The sequence below is a fragment of the Klebsiella sp. 141161 genome (assembly GCF_050600815.1).
GTDB classification, from domain to species: domain Bacteria; phylum Pseudomonadota; class Gammaproteobacteria; order Enterobacterales; family Enterobacteriaceae; genus Klebsiella; species Klebsiella aerogenes.
Genome location: NZ_JAQIRN010000003.1, coordinates 412,697 through 430,071, shown reverse-complemented (window position 1 = coordinate 430,071; position 17,375 = coordinate 412,697). Strand labels below are relative to the sequence as shown.

Genomic DNA, 17,375 nt, shown 5'->3' with positions numbered 1-17,375 from the left:
CGCCGAACTAAAGGGCAACCAAACGCCCGGCAGGTCTTATCTATGACTGCGATAGGTTTCACCACCACTTCGCATTAGCTTCTGATTTAAAAGGAATACTCATGTTAAAACGACTGCTTTTCCTGAGCCTGTTGCCGTTGTGCAGCTATGCCGAAGACCTCCCTGCCCCCGTAAAAGCGATAGAAAAACAGGGTATTACTATCATTAAGCCCTTTGAAGCTCCCGGTGGCGTCAAAGGCTGGCTCGGAAAATATCAGGATATGGGTGTTGCTATCTATCTCACCCCCGACGGTAAACACGCCATTTCCGGCTATATGTACGACGAAAAAGGCAACAATCTGAGCGAACAGCTTTTCCAGAAAGAGCTCTATACCCCGGCAGGACAGGCGATGTGGAAAAAACTCGAATCCGCTGATTGGCTACTGGAAGGCAAAAAAGAGGCGCCCATCGTCCTTTATGTGTTTGCCGACCCTTTCTGCCCTTACTGTAAACAGTTCTGGCAACAGGCGCGACCGTGGGTTGAATCCGGTAAGGTGCAGCTGCGCACCTTATTGGTCGGCGTGATTAAACCAGAGAGCCCGGCCACCGCGGCAGCCATTCTGGCCAGCAAAGACCCGGCGCAAACCTGGCATGATTACGAACAGTCCAACGGCAAAATGAAGCTAAACGTACCGGCAGATATCCCTGCAGCGTTGATGAGGACACTGAATGTCAACCAGCAGCTGATGGATGACCTCGGCGCTAATGCCACCCCGGCTATTTACTATATGAATAAAGACAACATGCTGCAGCAGGTAGTGGGGTTACCTGATAAAGAGAAACTGCAGGTGATGATGGGTGAAAAACAGCAGTAAAAAATAACGTATTTCCGCCAGAGTCTTAAGGACAAAAAAGGATCTGGCGGAAAGCGATTGGTTGGTATACATTTAGTAGGGATTAATTGTAGATTTAGCTATAATAATGATAATTCATGGCATCGCCCCAAATTTATAACGGGAAGAAATAGTAATCCGTTCGCCTCGATGCAACATAAACAGGACGTTAAGCATGGCCAACCTTTATGACTTAAAAAAATTCGATCTAAACCTGTTGGTTATCTTCGAGTGTATTTATCAACATCTTAGTATCAGTAAAGCCGCAGAAACGCTGTTTATTACTCCTTCTGCGGTTAGTCAGTCGCTGCAGCGGTTACGCAATCAATTAAACGATCCGCTATTTGTCCGTTCGGGCAAGGGGATAACTCCAACGATCGTTGGGGTGAATTTACATCATCACCTGGAACAGAACCTCAATCAATTAGAAAAAACAATTAATATTGCCAATCATTCTGAATTAAGTAAAAGATTTGTTATTTATAGCCCACAATTGTTTGTTGCCCCTGGTACAATGGATTTGATCAATGATTTATATCAGGATCCAAACCTCCAAATTGAACACCGCGATCTTCTTTTATCTTCGGAGAGCGCTGATGATTTGATGGCCTATCGAAAAGCGGATCTGGTTTATAGTCTAACGCCAATCTCAAATCATAGTGTCGTATGCCAACCATTTCAGGAAATTGAGGTGGTTCTGATTTGCCGTAAAGATCACCCAAGAAAGGCGTTACTTAATACACAGGAAGCGATTGAGAAGGAAGGATTCACTTATTATATTTCTAATGATCCAGGTGTGAAATTATTTCAAAATCAAAATGAAAATATATTTACCAATCGTAGAATTGCGTTCCAAAGCAACTCGTTGATAGCTATTTTAACCATGATTCATCAAAGTGATTTTATCGGTTATATGGCCAGACACGTACTGGAATACTTTAAAGGTTCATTTGATTTTCATGAAATCATTCAGCCACACCCCGTACCGCCCATCAAGACATATATGATTTACAATCGTTCATCACTTAACAATCCTAAATTTGCTGCTTTTATCAGCAGACATAAAAACACCGATTAATTAAACCCACAATATATTCACATAACAAATATATTGTGGACCTCCATTTATGAACCAGGTGAAACATTACTAATATATATTAACCTTACCATTAATGTGTTCTACACTATCCGTGAAATCGTACCTATCACATTAAAGGATTAATGGTAATGTCATTAATAAAAATTCCATTACCCGAGTCCGTTCTTCAAGCAAGCCAGCAGCGGATACAGTGGGTATTAGAAAATTTTTCACGCATCTGCATCTCTTTCTCCGGCGGAAAAGACTCCACCACTATGCTGCACCTGGCGGCGCTTTGCGCCCGGCAAATGGGCAAGAAATTCAGCGTGCTGTTTATTGATTGGGAAGCGCAATTTTCCTGCACCATTCAGCATTGCGAAAATATTCGCACCGAATACCAGGATGTTATTGAAAAATTTTATTGGGTGGCCCTGCCGCTCACCACGCAAAACTCACTGACGCAGTTTTCGCCGGAGTGGCAATGCTGGGAACCTGGCGTCAACTGGGTACGCCAGCCGCCCGCTGACGCTATTACCGATCCCGGCTATTTTCCGTTTTATAGATGCGGAATGAGCTTTGAAGAGTTCGTTCGTGATTTCGCCGACTGGTTTTCGCAAAACCGCCCGGCGGCAATGATGGTGGGTATCCGGGCAGATGAATCGCTTAATCGTTTTATGACCATCTCATCGCAGCGCAAGCTGCGCTTTGCCGATGACAAGCCATGGACAACATCGGCGCCGGGCGGTCATACCTGGTACATCTACCCGATCTATGACTGGAAAACCGCCGATATCTGGACGTGGTTTAGCAAAAGCGGCCATACCTATAACCCCCTTTACGATCTGATGTATCAGGCCGGGGTGCCGCTACGCTATATGCGCATCTGTGAACCTTTTGGCCCGGAGCAGCGCCAGGGACTCTGGCTGTATCACGTGCTGGAACCCGAGCGCTGGGCAGCCATCTGCCAGCGCGTAAACGGCGTGCACAGCGGCGGTATTTATGCCGGATATGACAACAAATTCTATGGCCACCGTAAGCTCGATAAACCCGGGCACCACAGCTGGAAGAGTTATGCCCTGTTTCTGCTGGATAGCATGCCGCGGCCAACCGCCGAGCATTATCGTAATAAAATCGCGGTTTATCTGCACTGGTATCAAAAGCAGGGAATGGACGATATCCCCGATAGCCAGGAGAGCGACATCGGCACCCGGGATATCCCTTCATGGCGACGCGTCTGCAAAGTGTTATTAAACAATGATTACTGGTGTCGCCAGCTTTCATTTAGCCCAACTAAGGCCACCCGCTATAAAAACTACTGCGAGCGCATAAGTAAAAAACGCCAACAATGGGGACTGTTATGCAACAACGACTAATAACCCAGATAGAAGAGTATCTGGCCGCGCTGCCGGAAGAGGAAAAAATCGACGCGCTGAACCGCTTTCGCCAGGCTCTGCACCGCCATAGCCCTTTTCGCAACCAGCCGGTTGACTGCGTGCTATGGGTTAAAGAGGAAGAAGTGGTACCCAATGACTACAACCCTAACAATCTTGCACCGCCGGAAAAGCGACTGTTGTTAACTTCGCTGGAGGCCAACGGCTTTACGCAACCTATCGTGGTGCAGCATCAGCAGCCAAAGCGTTATACCATCATTGACGGTTTTCACCGCCACGAACTGGTTAGCAGCAAAGTGTCATTAAAAAAGCGGCTCAAGGGATATTTACCGGTAACCTGTTTGACGGAGAATAGCCACCCGCGCGATGCCCTGATGGCCGCCACTATTCGCCACAATCGGGCCCGCGGACGTCATCAGATTCACGCGATGTCGGAAATTGTCCGCGAGCTGGCCAATCTCGGCTGGAGCAACGCAAAAATCAGTAAAGAGCTGGGGATGGATGCCGATGAAGTGTTGCGCCTGAAGCAAATTAACGGTCTGGCCGAGATGTTCGGCGACCGTCAATTTTCCCAGGCGTGGACGGTGAAATAGCTACAGCCGACGCAGACGGTCTGCCGCCGCCAGCAGGGTTTCCGGCTGCTTAGCGAAGCACAGGCGAATCAACTTATGCGGGAACGGATCGGCACAGAATACCGACAGCGGGATCGCCGCCACGCCGACGTCAGTGGTCAGCCAGCGACAGAAGCTGACATCATCAAGGTCAGAAATGGCGCTATAGTCCGCCAGCAGAAAGTAGGTGCCTTCACACGGCAGGATCTCCAGCCGGCTGTCGCGTAGCGCATCAATAAACAGATCCCGGCGCTGCTGATAAAACGCAGGTAGCTCGCGGTAGTGCTCCGGCTGCGCGCGCAGCATATCCGCCAGCGCCAGCTGAGCCGGCGTATTAACGGCAAAGGTTAAATACTGGTGCACTTTACGCAGCTCGGCGCTGATGGCGGCAGGCGCCACGCAATAACCCACTTTCCAGCCGGTCATATGAAAGGTTTTACCGAAAGAAGAGACCGCTACCGCCCGTTCACGCAACTGCGGATGAGCCAGCACGCTGGCGTGCCCCTGCTCTGCAAAACAGATATGCTCATACACTTCGTCGCTGATAACGTAAATTTCCCGCCCGGCGATCGCCTGCCACAGCGCGGCAAAATCTTCCCGCTGCCAGACGGTGGCTGATGGATTATGCGGCGTATTAAGAATGACCAAACGGGTGCGGTCGCTTAACGTGGCGGCAAACTGCTGCCAGTCAACGCGGAAATGCGGCGGCTGTAAAGCAATCCGCTTCAGCACGCCGCCCGAAAGCTCTACCGCCGGCGCGTAGCTGTCATAGCTCGGGTCAAAGCAGATCGCCTCATCGCCCGCCCTCACCAGCGCAGTAATCGCCGCATACAGCGCTTCAGTCGCGCCGGCGGTCACGGTCACTTCGCTATTAGCATCCGGGCGATAGCCATAAAGTTCAGCGGTTTTATCGGCAATGGCTTCGCGCAGCGCCGGTACGCCGGTCATCGGAGCATACTGGTTGGCTCCCTGGGCGACATGCCACGCCAGGCGTTCCTGTAAATAGCGCGGGCCGTCAAAATCCGGGAAACCTTGTGATAGATTGATGGCCTGATGCTGCTGCGCCAACGCGCTCATCTGGGTAAAAATGGTGGTGCCTAATGCAGGGAGTTTACTCTCAGGAATCAGTGGCTTATTGCTCATTATCTTCGTTCCGATTGTAATGCTGTTGTTGAAGCCACTATAACACGATGTTAATATTTGGCAATCAAGACGCTTAGACGTCTAAATGCTAACGTTATTTCGCTTGCCGCAGGCAGGCGGCAAACCGACGCCACCGGCAGCACGGCGCACTATCCACTCTGGAGATACCATGATCCGCGCTATCGTGACCGATATTGAAGGCACCACCAGCGACATTCGCTTCGTCCATAACGTCTTATTCCCCTACGCCCGCGAGCGGCTGGCCGCATTTGTCACCGCGCAGCAGTATGTCGAGCCGGTCAGTACCATTCTCGACAATCTGCGTACGGAAATCGCCGCCCCCGAAGCCAGCACCGCAGCGCTTATCGAGACGCTATTCCGCTTCATGGATGAGGATCGTAAATCGACGGCGCTGAAAGCGCTGCAGGGCATTATCTGGCGCGAAGGCTATCTGAACGGTGATTTTACCGGCCATCTTTACCCCGATGTTCTGCCGTCGCTGGAGAAATGGAAGGCAATGGGCATTGATTTATATGTATATTCCTCAGGCTCGGTCGCCGCGCAGAAATTGTTATTTGGCTACAGCGACGAAGGTGATATTACTCATCTCTTTAGCGGCTATTTCGATACCCTGGTCGGCGCCAAACGCGAAGTTCAATCCTATCGCACTATCGCCGAACAACTGGGGCATAGCCCGGCGAGCATTCTGTTCCTCTCTGATATCCATCAGGAACTGGACGCCGCCGAAGCGGCAGGTTTACGCACCCTGCAGCTGGTACGCGGCGACCGCGACCCGGCCAGCCATCATCCACAGGTTCAGCGTTTTGACGACATCGACCCGGAGCAACTTCCCGCATGAGCGAATTAACTATTTTTTCCGTTAACGACGCCAGCCATCCACGCTGGCACAGCAGCAACGCCGATGAAATCCAGCAGCAATTGCGCGCAAAAGGGGTGCGCTTCGAGCGCTGGCAGGCCGATCGCTACCTGGGCCCGGCGCCAACCGCTGAAACCGTTATTGCGGCCTATCAGCACGCGATTGATAAACTGGTGGCTGAAAAGGGATACCAGAGCTGGGATGTCATTAGCCTGCGGGCGGATAATCCGCAGAAAGAGGCGCTGCGGGCAAAATTCCTCAATGAGCATACCCATGGAGAAGATGAAGTGCGCTTCTTTGTCGAAGGCGCCGGGCTGTTTTGCCTGCATATCGGCGATGAAGTCTTTCAGGTGCTGTGCGAAAAGAACGATCTGATCTCCGTCCCGGCGCATACGCCGCACTGGTTCGATATGGGTTCGGAGCCGAATTTCACCGCCATTCGTATTTTTGACAATCCGGAAGGCTGGATAGCGCAGTTCACCGGCGATGCTATCGCCGATGCCTATCCGCGCTTACCCTAACCTTTATGCATAGCGGCGGCGCAGCAGCTCGCATTCGAAGAGAAACTCGAGCCCTTCCAGCTGACGCCGCGCCTCGCTAACATCCCTGCCCCAGCAGGTTAAGCCGTGGCCGCGGATCAAAAATCCATAACGCAAAGGATGGCTACGGGCATACGCTTCAACCCGCTCCGCCAGCGCCTCAATATCCTGATCGTTATCAAAAATCGCCACCGGTACGCTATCGAGATGGCTATGCTGCCCGCTCAGCGTTTTTTGCATTTCATAGCCCTGCAGCTGCAGGGTATCGCTGGTTTCAAGACGTGAGAGCACCGTAGCGTGCACGGTATGCACGTGCAGCACGACGTTCGCTTCAGGAAACAGGCGATAAACCAGCGTATGCAAGCCGGTCTCCGCCGACGGTTTACGGCCCGACGGCGCGCGATTGCTGGCGATGTCCACCTGTAAAAAATCGTCGCTGGTCAGTCTGCCCTTATCGCGCCCCGATTCACTTAACCAACACCAGCGCGCATCCTCGCGTACTGACATATTGCCGCCGGTTGCCGGCGCCCACCCTTTCGCGCCAATCCAGTGACAGGTGGTCACCAGTTGTGCGAGTCGCTCTTGCCACATAATCGTTCCTTATCACTGTTAACCGTTACGCCATCGGCGCAAAAATACCGTCCGCCACCTGCTGTGGCGTGACCACGCCGCTATCCAGCACCCAACCGCTGATTAACGCGGCTGGCGTCACGTCAAAGGCCGGGTTATAAACCGGCGCGTTTTCTGGCGCCCACTGCACGGCGCCAAAGCTGCCTTTTACGCCGGTCACCTCTTGCGCCGCACGCTGTTCAATCGGGATCGCCGCGCCGTTCGGGCAGTGGCGATCGAGAGTGGTTTGCGGCGCCGCCACGTAGAAAGGAATGCGATGATAGTGAGCCAGCACCGCCAGCGAATAGGTCCCAATTTTATTCGCCACGTCGCCGTTGGCGGCGATACGATCCGCACCGACCCATACCGCATCAACCTGCCCCTGCGCCATCAGGCTGGCGGCCATTGAGTCGGTAATAAGCTGATACGGCACGCCCAGCTCCCCCAATTCCCAGGCGGTCAGGCGCCCGCCCTGCAGCAGCGGCCGCGTCTCATCGACCCAGACGTTAGCCACCTTGCCCTGTTCATGGGCCAAAGCGATAACCCCCAGCGCGGTGCCAACCCCCGCCGTCGCCAGGCCACCGGTATTACAGTGGGTCAATAAACGGCTACCCGGCGTGACCAGCGCATTGCCAGCTTCGGCAATGCTGGCGCACAGCTGTTTGTCTTCGGCAATCAGACGCAGCGCTTCAGTCTCCAGCGCCTGCGGATAGTCTTCCTGCGCCAGCGCCTGCTTCATACGATCGAGATTATTCATCAGATTGACCGCCGTCGGCCGCGCCGCGCGCAGGGTTTCCAGCGCCTGAGCGAGCTCGTCGCGGGATAAGCCGCGCTGCGCCAACAGCGCCAGCAACAGGCTGGCGGAGAGACCAATCAACGGCGCGCCGCGCACCCGCAAAGCATGAATATGGTCCACCAGCAGCGCAACGTTATCCGCCGCCAGCCAGCGTTTTTCCTGCGGCAATGCCTGTTGATCGAGAATAAAAAGCTGATTTTCGCTTACCCGCAGGCTGGTGGTCTGTAGTGTCTGCATATCGTTAAATCCCTGTTGCGTTGTTGTATCACATTGTGTCAGGATGAAATCCAGATGTATAGACGTCTGAACGGCTTAATTCAGCACTTTTGAGGATCGAAGCAATGTCGCAATACCATACCTTCACGGCCAGCGATGCGGTGGCTTACGCACAACAATTTGGCGGGCTCGACGATCCGTCTGAGCTGGTGTCGGCGCAGGAGGTAGGCGACGGCAACCTCAATCTGGTGTTCAAAATTTTCGATGCTCAGGGCGTGAGCCGAATTATTGTTAAGCAGGCGCTGCCCTACGTGCGCTGCGTCGGCGAATCCTGGCCGCTGACACTGGACCGCGCGCGCCTCGAAGCGCAGACCCTGGTCGCCCACTATCAGCACAGCCCGCAGCATACGGTACAGATTCTTCATTTCGATCCCGCTCTGGCGGTGATGGTAATGGAAGACCTTTCCGACCACCGTATCTGGCGCGGCGAGCTTATCGGCAACGTCTACTATCCGCAGGCGGCGCGCCAGTTGGGCGAATATCTGGCGCAGACGCTGTTCCACACCAGCGATTTCTATCTCCATCCGCATGAGAAAAAAGCGCAGGTGGCGCAATTTATTAATCCGGAAATGTGCGAGATCACCGAGGATCTGTTTTTTAACGATCCGTATCAGATCCACGAGCGCAATAACTACCCGGCGGAGCTGGAAGAAGATGTTGCCGCCCTGCGTGAGGACGCTCAGCTTAAACTGGCTGTCGCGGCGCTGAAGCACCGCTTTTTCTCACAGGCCGAAGCCCTGCTGCACGGCGATATTCATAGCGGCTCCATCTTCGTCGCTGAAAATAGCCTTAAAGCCATCGATGCCGAATTTGGCTATTTCGGCCCAATCGGTTTTGACGTCGGCACCGCCATTGGCAACTTGCTGCTTAACTACTGCGGTTTGCCCGGTCATCTCGGCATTCGCGATGCCGCCGCCGCGCGCGAACAACGGCTCAACGATATTCAGACCTTGTGGCACACCTTCAGCGAGCGTTTCCAAGCGTTAGCGACGGAGAAAACCCGCGATACCGCGCTGGCCTGCCCCGGTTACGCCTCAGTATTCCTCAAAAAGGTTTGGTGTGATGCTATTGGATTCTGCGGAACCGAACTGATACGCCGCAGCGTCGGGCTTTCACACGTCGCCGATATCGATTCTATTCAGGACACGGCCATGCGCCACGAATGCCTGCGCCACGCAATTACGCTCGGCAAAGCGCTGATCGTCATCGCCGAGCGTATCGATAGCGTGGACGAACTTATCGCCCGCGTGCGTCAGTACAGCTAAACGCGTGATTATTTATGTTGAGCTTCCAGCGTGGCAAACCACGGGGCAATAAAATCTTCGGTCTGCCCCCAGCCCGGGATTATTTTCCCCAGCGACGCCACGTTGACCGCCCCAGGCTGTGCCGCCAGCAGCGCCTGCGGGATCGCCGCCGCTTTGAAATCGTAGGTAGCCGGGGTGCTTTCTCCGGCAATCTTATTGGCAATCAAGCGCACGTTGGTGGCGCCGATGAGTTTCGGGTCGACCGCCACGCTAACCTTCCACGAACTACCGGCTTCCCGCATCAGCTGTAAATCCTGATTGGAAATATCGATGCTGTAGAGTTTGATTTCGCTGCGTCCGTTTTCTTTTAGCGCCTTATAGGCCCCCTGGCTAAAGGCATCCCAGGTGCCCCAGATGGCGTCGATTTTCCCTTTCGGATACTTGGCCAGAATCGCGCCGACTTTGTTAGCGGTGTCACCCTGCACGTCGGATGAAACGGCGCCGATAGACTCCAGCTCTTTAATCCCCGGATTTTGTTTAAGCAGCGTCTGGTAGGCCGCCTGCCGGCGTTCCATTGGCGGGAAGCCGGCCACCCACAGCTTGATAATGTTGGCCTTGCCGTTGAAGTCTTTCACCAGTTGGCCAAAAGAGAGCTCGGTCAACGAGGCGTCATCCTGCTGGCTAACCGTCACGCCGGGGATGGATCCCTGCACCGCGGTATCGAACACCGCGACTTTGATCCCGGCATCGACCGCCTTTTTCACCAGCGCGGTCGAGTACGGGTCGCGCCCCTGGGAAAGAATAATACCGTCATATTTCTGGCTAATGGCCTGATTGACGAAGTCCTGGAATTTGGCGTCATCACCGTTGCTCAGGAAGGCGCTGACTTTAAAACCGAGCTTTTTACCTTCCTGAATCGCCCCGGCGACAAACTGGGTAGTGTTATCGTCAGAACCGAGATTGCGAATCACCGCGATGCGGATCGGGCCGTTATGCTCAGCGATCGCCGCCGGAATCGGCGTCGGGGTCTGCGCCAGCGCTGCCATCGACTGCAGCAGGCCCAGCGCTATAAGAGAAAGTGCTATCTTTTTCATTTTGTTTACCCTGTAAAGTGTTAGGTCCGGCGCTGAAAATAGGTCAGTGCCAGCGCGCCAGCCAGCACCAGCCCTTTAATAATGTCCATCGCGTAATAGGGCACCGACAGCATCACCAGGCCATTGGAAAGCACGCCGAGGATCACCGCACCCACCAATGTACCCAGCGCATTCGGCTTGCCGGAGCCCGCCAGCGAAAAGCCGATCCACGCCGCCGCGACCGCATCCATCAGGTAACCGCCCCCGGCGTTCACCTGGGAAGAACCAATCCTAGATGCCAGCAGAATGCCGCCCAGCCCGGCCAACAGCGAGGCAATCACGTAGGCCGCCACTTTATAGCGCGTGATCCGCAGGCCGGAGAGTCGCGCCGCCTCCGGGTTGCCGCCGATGGCGTACATCCTCCGCCCGTGAGTGGTGAACGACAGCGCCAGCTGCGCGATTAGCGTTACCACCAGCATGATAATGACGATGGTCGGTACCTGCCCCAGCGCGCCAAACGCCGCCGGGATCGTACCTTCGGCCATCTCGCCGCTCGGCAGCACCATATTTTCGGTGATCGAGCCGCCGTAGCTGTAGGTCATCGCCACGCCCTGAATCACAAACAGGCTGGCAAGCGTGGCGAGCATGTCAGGAATGCGCAGCACCACGATCAGAAACGCGTTGAATAGCCCAACCAGCGTACAGAGCACGAGGGTGATCAGAATGGCTTCAGTGGTGTTCAGGCCGTGCCAGACAAACAACGAAATCACTAACGCATTCGCCAGCGACGCCGTCGACCCCACCGACAGATCAAAGCCGCCGATGGTAAGAGAAATCGATACCCCAATGGCAATCACCGTCACGATAGCGATGGAGCGCAGAATGTTGATGATGTTAAACGGGTCAAGAAAGTTATCCGAGGCCAAACCAAAGACGCCAACCAGCAGCACCACGGTCAGCAACATGCCCCATTTATAGAGAAAATCGAAAAACCGCTGACGGCCCGATACCGTCGCGTTGACTGCCAGAGCCTTGCTCACGCTGCCGCTCCTCCGGTGGAGTAATAAAGAATCGTCTCCTCCCGCGCCTCGGCGCCGGGAATTTCCGCCACAATGCGCCCATCCCACAGCACGCAGATGCGATCGCACAGGCCTACCAGCTCGGAAAATTCGCCGGAGGCGTAAATCACGCCCCGGCCTTCCCGCGCCAGGCCATCAATCAACTGAAACAGATCGGTTTTCGCTTTCACGTCCACCCCTTTCGTCGGCTCGTCGAAAATCAGCACGTTTGCACCGCCGCGCAGCCATTTGCCGATGGCCACTTTTTGCTGATTACCGCCGGAGAGGCGGCGCAGCGTCTGCCCCGGCCCGGTGGCGCGCACGCCGATACGGGCAATAACCTCCTGCGCCCACCGCCACGCCTGCCGATGGCCGAACAGGCTCCAGCGCGAAAAGCTGTTATCGGCGCTGACCGCCAGATTCATGGCGATCGCCTCATCGATGAATATCCCCTCTTTGCGCCGCTCTTCCGGCACCAGCGCCAGCCCCTGGAGGACGGAATCGCCCGGATCGCGCGGCCGCCACGGCTGGCCGTTAAGTTCGCCGTAGCGCACCCGGCTTTTACTGGCGCCGAATAAGGCTTTGCAAAGTTCAGTTTTCCCCGCGCCCGCTAAGCCGGCGATACCGAGAATTTCGCCCTTATGCAGACGTAGCGAGATATCCTGCAACAGCGCTTCGTCATGCAAACCGTCAACCTGCAGCAGCACCTCTTCGCCATGCGGCGGACGCGCAGGCGGAAAAATATCGCTCAACTCGTGGCCGAGCATTTTTTCGACGATCTGCTCGCCGCTGAGCTGCGCCATCGGGCCGCTTTCGATTAAACGGCCATCGCGCAGTACCGTCAGGGTGTCGCAAATCGCTTTTAGTTCATGAATACGATGCGAAATAAAGACCACGCCGATCCCCTGCTGCTGCAGACGACGAACCACCGCAAATAAGCGTTCGCTTTCGTGCTGATCCAACGGCGCGGTGGGTTCATCAAGAATCAAAAAGCGGCAATGGTGCGACAGTGCGCGAGCCAGCAGAATTTGCTGTTTTTCGGCAAGGGTACAGCTATCGATTGAACGTCGAACATCCAGCGCAATATCAAGCTGCGCCAGCGCTTCGCACGCCTGCTGACGCACATGCGACCAGCGAAAAACCGCACCCGGCTCAGCCAGCCTGTCCAGCATGATGTTTTCGGCAATGCTCAGCCCCGGAACCAGCGCAACATCCACCTCCTGCTGTACCAGATGGATGCCCAGTTGCTTTGCATCGCGCGGCGAACGAATGCTAACCGGCTGGTTATTGATCGCGACTTCGCCTTCGTAATCGGCGTGCGTCCCGCACAACACCGCCATCAGCGTCGATTTGCCAGCGCCGTTGGCGCCGGTCAGCGCATGCACCGTTCCGCCCTTAAGGGTAAAATTCACCTTGCTCAGCGCCTGAAAGCCGGAAAAGGCCAGGCTAATGTTATGCATCTCAAGGCGATTCACGCTCATCACCCTCCCCAGGGCAATTAATATTCTGATTTAACGAATTTTTCACAGCTGCCGATGCCTGACAACTGCGTAAAAAGCATAAGATAAAACCAAATAATATTAGCCATCTGGATGTCCAGACATAACATCAGGTTAGCCCAACACCCATAAGGAGCGCTTCCCGCCCTGGCAGCGCTTTAGCCTGCCGGCGACGTTAACCCCTGACGCTTTGCGCGCGACGTTTGAGAAGGTGGAATACTTCAGCCGTTAATCACCCAGACCATCTATACCTAATGATGATTCTCACCACTCTCGTAACGAGGTCATCATGCAGATCGATTTAACAGGTAAGAAGGCGCTGGTTACCGGCGCCAGCCGTGGGTTGGGTCGCGCTATTGCGCTGTCGCTGGCGCGCGCCGGCGCCGATGTGGTTATTACGTATGAAAAATCGGCCGATAAAGCCCAGGCAGTCGCTGATGAAATTAAGGCGCTGGGTCGGTACAGCGAAGCGGTGCAGGCAGACAGCGCCAGCGCGCAGGCCATTCAGGATGCCGTCACCCATGCAGCACGGGCCCTCGGCGGGCTGGACATTCTGGTCAACAACGCTGGCATCGCCCGCGGCGGTCCACTGGAATCCATGACGCTGGCGGACATTGACGACCTTATCAACGTCAATATTCGTGGGGTGGTCATCGCTATCCAGGAAGCGCTGGTGCATATGTCCGATAGCGGACGGATCATCAACATCGGCAGCTGTCTGGCCAACCGCGTAGCCATGCCGGGCATCGCGGTTTACGCCATGACCAAGTCCGCCCTCAACTCCCTGACCCGTGGCCTGGCGCGTGATTTAGGCCCTCGCGGGATCACCGTTAACCTTGTCCATCCAGGGCCGACCAACAGCGATATGAACCCGGAGGATGGGGAACAGGCGGAAGCCCAGCGCCAGATGATTGCGGTCGGTCACTACGGCCAGCCGCAAGACATCGCCGCGGCGGTCACCTTCCTGGCCAGCCCGGCCGCCGGGCAGATCTCCGGTACGGGGCTCGACGTGGATGGCGGCCTGAACGCCTGATCGCATATTTTCTGCAAGCCTCTGTCGCCCGGCAGAGGCCTTCCCGCGCCGCCTCGACCGGTTACGCTTTGCCTCTTACCTGCGTTTTTTCTCCGCTCTACTGTACTCCATAAGAAATTCGGAATTTATCTAATAGTCTTATTATTTCCTTATATTTTGTGTGGGCGTACAGTGGAGGTACGGATGAAGATTGTCTGGTCAAAAACGGCAAATAAGCAATTTTCTAAAATCGATAATCGATATAAGAACCGCATTAAATCCAGGCTGGAGAAGATGAATGATAAAGCTTCACCTATCTCGGATATCAAAAAATTGTCCTTTCCCGAAAACCACTACAGGCTGCGATTAGGTGATTACAGAGTCATCTACACCTTTGGGGATCCGCCGGACGATACCTGCTACGTAGTGGCGGTTAAACGCCGAACCACCACCACCTACCTTCATGAGGAACATACCGAATATGACTATTCAGTACATCAAGGATGAAGAAGGAAAAGACCAGTATGTCGTCATTCCTTACAGTGATTACTTTCGTATGCGCCTGGCTCTGCTGGAGTACGACGACGAGGATGAAAACAATTGGGAAGATATTTCTTATGAATCAGATATCTATGATAACGTAATGCTGCCAGGGGATGTCTGCGACGTGATGCATAAAGAAAACGTCAGCCTGCAGGCCGCGTGGCGTATCCTGCGCGGACTCTCACAGCGGGAGGTCGCGGCTAAACTCGGCATCAGCCAGTCCGCGGTGTCACAGCTGGAAGCGCTGGACTCCCGTCCGCAGAAGCGGACCCGCGAAAAACTGGCGGCGATTTACGGCTGTACCCAGGAGCAAATCAGCCTTTATTTACCGAAAGAAGGCTAGCAGCACTTCGCCCCGCCCTTACCGCCGTAGCGTGCGTCCTGGCGCTCGCGGAAGAATTCTTCATAGGTCATCGGCGTCTGGTCCGGATGCGTGATCCGCATGTGTTCGACGTAGTTGTCGTAATCCGGCACGCCGATCATCATCTTCGCCGCCTGGCCTAAATATTTTCCTGCTTTTGAAAGGGTGTCGAACATAATGAGTTTCTCGCTTATTTCCCTCACCCCAGCCCTCTCCCACAGGGAGAGGGAGGAGAAGAAAGGTAGGCCAAACAGGTTAATGCGCGCGCTTCGCCTGCGCCGTTAAGGTCTGCGCATCCGCGGGCATCGCTTCATACGGCGTCTCTTTCGCCGTCGGTTTATCCTCTTTCAGCGCCGCCAGCGCGGTTTTGATCGAGAACAGCGCCAGAACCACCACCACAATCATAAAGAAGATAGTCAGCCCGGCATCGAGACGGTTATTAAACACCAGCTGCGCCAGCTGCGATTCCGTATACTGCGGCGGAATGGTACCGCTGTCGATCATCGCCTGGAATTTATTGGCGATGGCCAGGAAGCCGACTTTGGTATCCGGACTAAACGATTTCTGCCAGCCGGCGGTCAGCGTACAAATCAGCAGCCAGCTTGTCGGCAGCAGCGCCACCCACGCATAGCGCTGGCGTTTCATCTTGAACAGTACCACCGCGCACAGCATCAGCGCCATCCCCGCCAGCATCTGGTTGGCGATACCGAACAGCGGCCACAGGGTATTAATACCGCCCAACGGATCGACCACCCCCTGATGCAGGAAGTAGCCCCACGCCAGGACGCACAGCGCGGTCGCCAGCAGGTTAGCCGGAAGCGAGCTGGTTTTTTTCAACCCGGGGCTAATCACGCCCAGCAGATCCTGCAGCATGAATCGCGCCGCGCGGGTGCCGGCATCGACCGCCGTCAGGATAAACAACGCCTCAAACAGAATGGCGAAGTGGTACCAGAAAGAGACATCCATCAGCCCGCCCAGCGAGCCGTGCAGAATGTAAGCCATCCCCACCGCCAGCGTCGGCGCGCCGCCGGCGCGTGAAATAATCGACTGTTCGCCGACCTCATGGGCTATTTGATTCAGCGTATCCGGGGTAATGCTAAAGCCCCAGCCGCTCACTACCTGCGCCGCCGAGGCCACGACGTCAGTCGTCCCCGCCGGCGCCAGCACCGCCATCGGGCTGTTCATCGCGAAGTAGACGCCCGGGTCGATAATACAGGCCGCCACCAGCGCCATAATCGCCACGAAGGATTCCATCAACATGCCGCCGTAGCCGATAAAACAGGCCTGGCCTTCGTTGGCTAACATCTTCGGCGTGGTGCCGGAGGAGATCAGCGCGTGGAAACCAGAAACCGCGCCGCAGGCGATGGTGATAAACAGGAACGGGAACAGGTTGCCGGTCCAGACCGGGCCGGTACCGTCGACGAACTTCGTCAGCGCCGGCATAGTCAGCGTCGGGCGCATAATCAGGATGCCAATCGCCAGCCCAACGATGGTGCCGATTTTCAGGAACGTGGAGAGATAGTCGCGCGGCGCCAGCAGTAGCCAGACCGGCAGTACCGCGGCAACAAAGCCGTAACCCACCAGAATCCACGTCAGCTGTACGCCGGTATAATCAAACCACGGCGCCCAGGTCGGGCTTTCCGCCACCCAGCCGCCGGAAATAATCGCGAACACCAGCATCACCAGGCCTATCACCGACACCTCGCCGATGCGCCCCGGGCGCAGGTAGCGAATATAGATGCCCATAAAGATCGCCAGCGGGATGGTAAAGGCGACGGTGTATGTCCCCCATGGACTGTGGGTCAATGCTTTCACCACGATCATCGCCAGTACCGCGAGGATGATCACCATGATCATAAAACAGGCCACCAGCGCCAGTACGCCAGCGGTCGGCCCCATCTCCTCTTTAACCAGTTCGCCAAGCGAACGGCCATCGCGGCGGGTCGAAACAAACAGCACCATAAAGTCCTGCACGGCGCCGGCCAGCACCACGCCGGCGAGGATCCAGATCATCCCCGGCAGGTAGCCCATCTGCGCGGCAAGCACCGGGCCAACCAGCGGCCCTGCGCCGGCAATCGCGGCAAAATGGTGACCGAACAGCACTTTTTTGTCGGTCGGAACATAATCGAGACCGTCGTTATGTCGTACCGCCGGCGTCATCCGCGTTGGGTCAACGCCGAGGACCGTTTTGGCGATATACAGGCCGTAGAAACGATACGCGATCAGATAAACGCAGACCGCCGCGACGACAATCCACAGCGCGTTTATCTGCTCACCCCGGTTTAGGGCGATATAGCCGAGGGCAAAGGCTCCGATTACGGAGAGCATTGTCCAGATAAGGTATTTCCCTGAATTATTCATTGTTGTGGTCCACCGGTAGGGTAATCAGGATG

The 17,375-nt window shown here is 55.3% G+C and carries 18 protein-coding genes; 10 read left to right on the top strand and 8 right to left on the bottom strand.

Features of this window, described 5'->3' with window-relative positions:
• Positions 1 to 101 precede the first annotated feature (101 nt).
• From dsbG to PGR79_RS10320, 4 genes are all read left to right on the top strand, one after another.
• The gene (gene dsbG / locus PGR79_RS10335; RefSeq protein ID WP_087860248.1) at positions 102 to 854 is read left to right on the top strand and encodes a thiol:disulfide interchange protein DsbG; all 753 of its coding nucleotides are present in this window, start codon (positions 102 to 104) and stop codon (positions 852 to 854) included.
• Between the two features lie 193 nt (positions 855 to 1,047).
• Positions 1,048 to 1,950, top strand: a complete 903-nt coding sequence (citR, locus tag PGR79_RS10330; RefSeq protein WP_087860249.1) for a DNA-binding transcriptional repressor CitR — start codon at positions 1,048 to 1,050, stop codon at positions 1,948 to 1,950.
• A gap of 149 nt (positions 1,951 to 2,099) precedes the next feature.
• On the top strand, positions 2,100 to 3,323 hold the full coding sequence (locus PGR79_RS10325) for a phosphoadenosine phosphosulfate reductase (protein WP_411325850.1): 1,224 nt from the start codon (positions 2,100 to 2,102) through the stop codon (positions 3,321 to 3,323).
• Positions 3,308 to 3,934, top strand: coding sequence for an IbrB-like domain-containing protein (locus PGR79_RS10320; protein WP_087860251.1), 627 nt, complete (start codon positions 3,308 to 3,310; stop codon positions 3,932 to 3,934). The genes PGR79_RS10325 and PGR79_RS10320 overlap by 16 nt, the downstream gene beginning before the upstream one ends.
• Here the strand turns inward: PGR79_RS10320 and PGR79_RS10315 are convergent, their stop codons facing one another.
• Positions 3,935 to 5,080, bottom strand: a complete 1,146-nt coding sequence (locus tag PGR79_RS10315; RefSeq protein WP_183269012.1) for a pyridoxal phosphate-dependent aminotransferase — start codon at positions 5,078 to 5,080, stop codon at positions 3,935 to 3,937.
• A gap of 184 nt (positions 5,081 to 5,264) precedes the next feature.
• On the opposite strand from PGR79_RS10315, the gene mtnC reads away from it, so the two are divergent.
• Positions 5,265 to 5,954 (top strand): acireductone synthase, encoded by a 690-nt coding sequence (gene mtnC, locus PGR79_RS10310; protein ID WP_430921734.1) that lies wholly within the window; start codon positions 5,265 to 5,267, stop codon positions 5,952 to 5,954.
• Positions 5,951 to 6,493: a 1,2-dihydroxy-3-keto-5-methylthiopentene dioxygenase gene (locus PGR79_RS10305; RefSeq protein WP_015367755.1), complete on the top strand. Its 543-nt coding sequence runs from the start codon at positions 5,951 to 5,953 to the stop codon at positions 6,491 to 6,493. Before mtnC ends, PGR79_RS10305 begins: the two co-directional genes overlap by 4 nt.
• Positions 6,494 to 6,496: 3 nt before the next feature.
• Here the strand turns inward: PGR79_RS10305 and PGR79_RS10300 are convergent, their stop codons facing one another.
• Complete coding sequence (locus PGR79_RS10300; protein WP_430921622.1) at positions 6,497 to 7,102, bottom strand: methylthioribulose 1-phosphate dehydratase; 606 nt, start codon at positions 7,100 to 7,102, stop codon at positions 6,497 to 6,499.
• Positions 7,103 to 7,127: 25 nt separating this feature from the next.
• Entirely contained in the window at positions 7,128 to 8,153 is a 1,026-nt protein-coding gene (gene mtnA, locus PGR79_RS10295) for an S-methyl-5-thioribose-1-phosphate isomerase (protein WP_430921620.1), read from the bottom strand.
• Positions 8,154 to 8,257: 104 nt separating this feature from the next.
• Here mtnA and mtnK point away from each other — a divergent pair, with 104 nt between their 5' ends.
• Positions 8,258 to 9,457, top strand: a complete 1,200-nt coding sequence (gene mtnK, locus PGR79_RS10290; RefSeq protein WP_213317381.1) for an S-methyl-5-thioribose kinase — start codon at positions 8,258 to 8,260, stop codon at positions 9,455 to 9,457.
• Positions 9,458 to 9,465: 8 nt separating this feature from the next.
• Here the strand turns inward: mtnK and PGR79_RS10285 are convergent, their stop codons facing one another.
• From PGR79_RS10285 to PGR79_RS10275, 3 genes are read right to left on the bottom strand one after another with little or no spacing between them, the layout of a single operon-like run.
• Positions 9,466 to 10,530: a sugar ABC transporter substrate-binding protein gene (locus tag PGR79_RS10285; protein WP_430921617.1), complete on the bottom strand. Its 1,065-nt coding sequence runs from the start codon at positions 10,528 to 10,530 to the stop codon at positions 9,466 to 9,468.
• A 20-nt stretch (positions 10,531 to 10,550) separates the two neighbouring features.
• Positions 10,551 to 11,549 carry an ABC transporter permease gene (locus PGR79_RS10280; protein ID WP_271032753.1) on the bottom strand — a complete coding sequence of 333 codons (999 nt, stop codon included), beginning with the start codon at positions 11,547 to 11,549 and terminating at the stop codon, positions 10,551 to 10,553.
• Positions 11,546 to 13,048, bottom strand: a complete 1,503-nt coding sequence (locus PGR79_RS10275; protein WP_430921615.1) for a sugar ABC transporter ATP-binding protein — start codon at positions 13,046 to 13,048, stop codon at positions 11,546 to 11,548. Before PGR79_RS10275 ends, PGR79_RS10280 begins: the two co-directional genes overlap by 4 nt.
• A gap of 307 nt (positions 13,049 to 13,355) precedes the next feature.
• Here PGR79_RS10275 and PGR79_RS10270 point away from each other — a divergent pair, with 307 nt between their 5' ends.
• From PGR79_RS10270 to PGR79_RS10260, 3 genes are all read left to right on the top strand, one after another.
• Positions 13,356 to 14,099 (top strand): SDR family NAD(P)-dependent oxidoreductase, encoded by a 744-nt coding sequence (locus tag PGR79_RS10270; RefSeq protein WP_430921613.1) that lies wholly within the window; start codon positions 13,356 to 13,358, stop codon positions 14,097 to 14,099.
• Positions 14,100 to 14,282: 183 nt separating this feature from the next.
• Entirely contained in the window at positions 14,283 to 14,585 is a 303-nt protein-coding gene (locus PGR79_RS10265) for a type II toxin-antitoxin system RelE family toxin (protein ID WP_015367763.1), read from the top strand.
• Complete coding sequence (locus tag PGR79_RS10260) at positions 14,560 to 14,964, top strand: helix-turn-helix domain-containing protein (protein WP_015704715.1); 405 nt, start codon at positions 14,560 to 14,562, stop codon at positions 14,962 to 14,964. Before PGR79_RS10265 ends, PGR79_RS10260 begins: the two co-directional genes overlap by 26 nt.
• On the opposite strand, the gene PGR79_RS10255 is transcribed toward PGR79_RS10260, so the two are convergent.
• On the bottom strand, positions 14,961 to 15,158 hold the full coding sequence (locus tag PGR79_RS10255; protein WP_002893903.1) for a YbdD/YjiX family protein: 198 nt from the start codon (positions 15,156 to 15,158) through the stop codon (positions 14,961 to 14,963). The genes PGR79_RS10260 and PGR79_RS10255 overlap by 4 nt on opposite strands.
• Positions 15,159 to 15,237: 79 nt before the next feature.
• Positions 15,238 to 17,343: a pyruvate/proton symporter CstA gene (gene cstA / locus PGR79_RS10250; protein ID WP_430921610.1), complete on the bottom strand. Its 2,106-nt coding sequence runs from the start codon at positions 17,341 to 17,343 to the stop codon at positions 15,238 to 15,240.
• Positions 17,344 to 17,375: the final 32 nt, after the last annotated feature.

Bases quoted from the DNA above. Each gene is read 5' to 3' on its own strand.
- dsbG (WP_087860248.1), top strand. From the start codon at position 102: ATGTTAAAACGACTGCTTTTCCTGAGCCTGTTGCCGTTGTGCAGCTAT.
- citR (WP_087860249.1), top strand. From the start codon at position 1,048: ATGGCCAACCTTTATGACTTAAAAAAATTCGATCTAAACCTGTTGGTT.
- PGR79_RS10325 (WP_411325850.1), top strand. From the start codon at position 2,100: ATGTCATTAATAAAAATTCCATTACCCGAGTCCGTTCTTCAAGCAAGC.
- PGR79_RS10320 (WP_087860251.1), top strand. From the start codon at position 3,308: ATGCAACAACGACTAATAACCCAGATAGAAGAGTATCTGGCCGCGCTG.
- mtnC (WP_430921734.1), top strand. From the start codon at position 5,265: ATGATCCGCGCTATCGTGACCGATATTGAAGGCACCACCAGCGACATT.
- PGR79_RS10305 (WP_015367755.1), top strand. From the start codon at position 5,951: ATGAGCGAATTAACTATTTTTTCCGTTAACGACGCCAGCCATCCACGC.
- PGR79_RS10300 (WP_430921622.1), bottom strand. From the start codon at position 7,102: ATGTGGCAAGAGCGACTCGCACAACTGGTGACCACCTGTCACTGGATT.
- mtnA (WP_430921620.1), bottom strand. From the start codon at position 8,153: ATGCAGACACTACAGACCACCAGCCTGCGGGTAAGCGAAAATCAGCTT.
- mtnK (WP_213317381.1), top strand. From the start codon at position 8,258: ATGTCGCAATACCATACCTTCACGGCCAGCGATGCGGTGGCTTACGCA.
- PGR79_RS10285 (WP_430921617.1), bottom strand. From the start codon at position 10,530: ATGAAAAAGATAGCACTTTCTCTTATAGCGCTGGGCCTGCTGCAGTCG.
- PGR79_RS10275 (WP_430921615.1), bottom strand. From the start codon at position 13,048: ATGAGCGTGAATCGCCTTGAGATGCATAACATTAGCCTGGCCTTTTCC.
- PGR79_RS10270 (WP_430921613.1), top strand. From the start codon at position 13,356: ATGCAGATCGATTTAACAGGTAAGAAGGCGCTGGTTACCGGCGCCAGC.
- PGR79_RS10265 (WP_015367763.1), top strand. From the start codon at position 14,283: ATGAAGATTGTCTGGTCAAAAACGGCAAATAAGCAATTTTCTAAAATC.
- PGR79_RS10260 (WP_015704715.1), top strand. From the start codon at position 14,560: ATGACTATTCAGTACATCAAGGATGAAGAAGGAAAAGACCAGTATGTC.
- PGR79_RS10255 (WP_002893903.1), bottom strand. From the start codon at position 15,158: ATGTTCGACACCCTTTCAAAAGCAGGAAAATATTTAGGCCAGGCGGCG.
- cstA (WP_430921610.1), bottom strand. From the start codon at position 17,343: ATGAATAATTCAGGGAAATACCTTATCTGGACAATGCTCTCCGTAATC.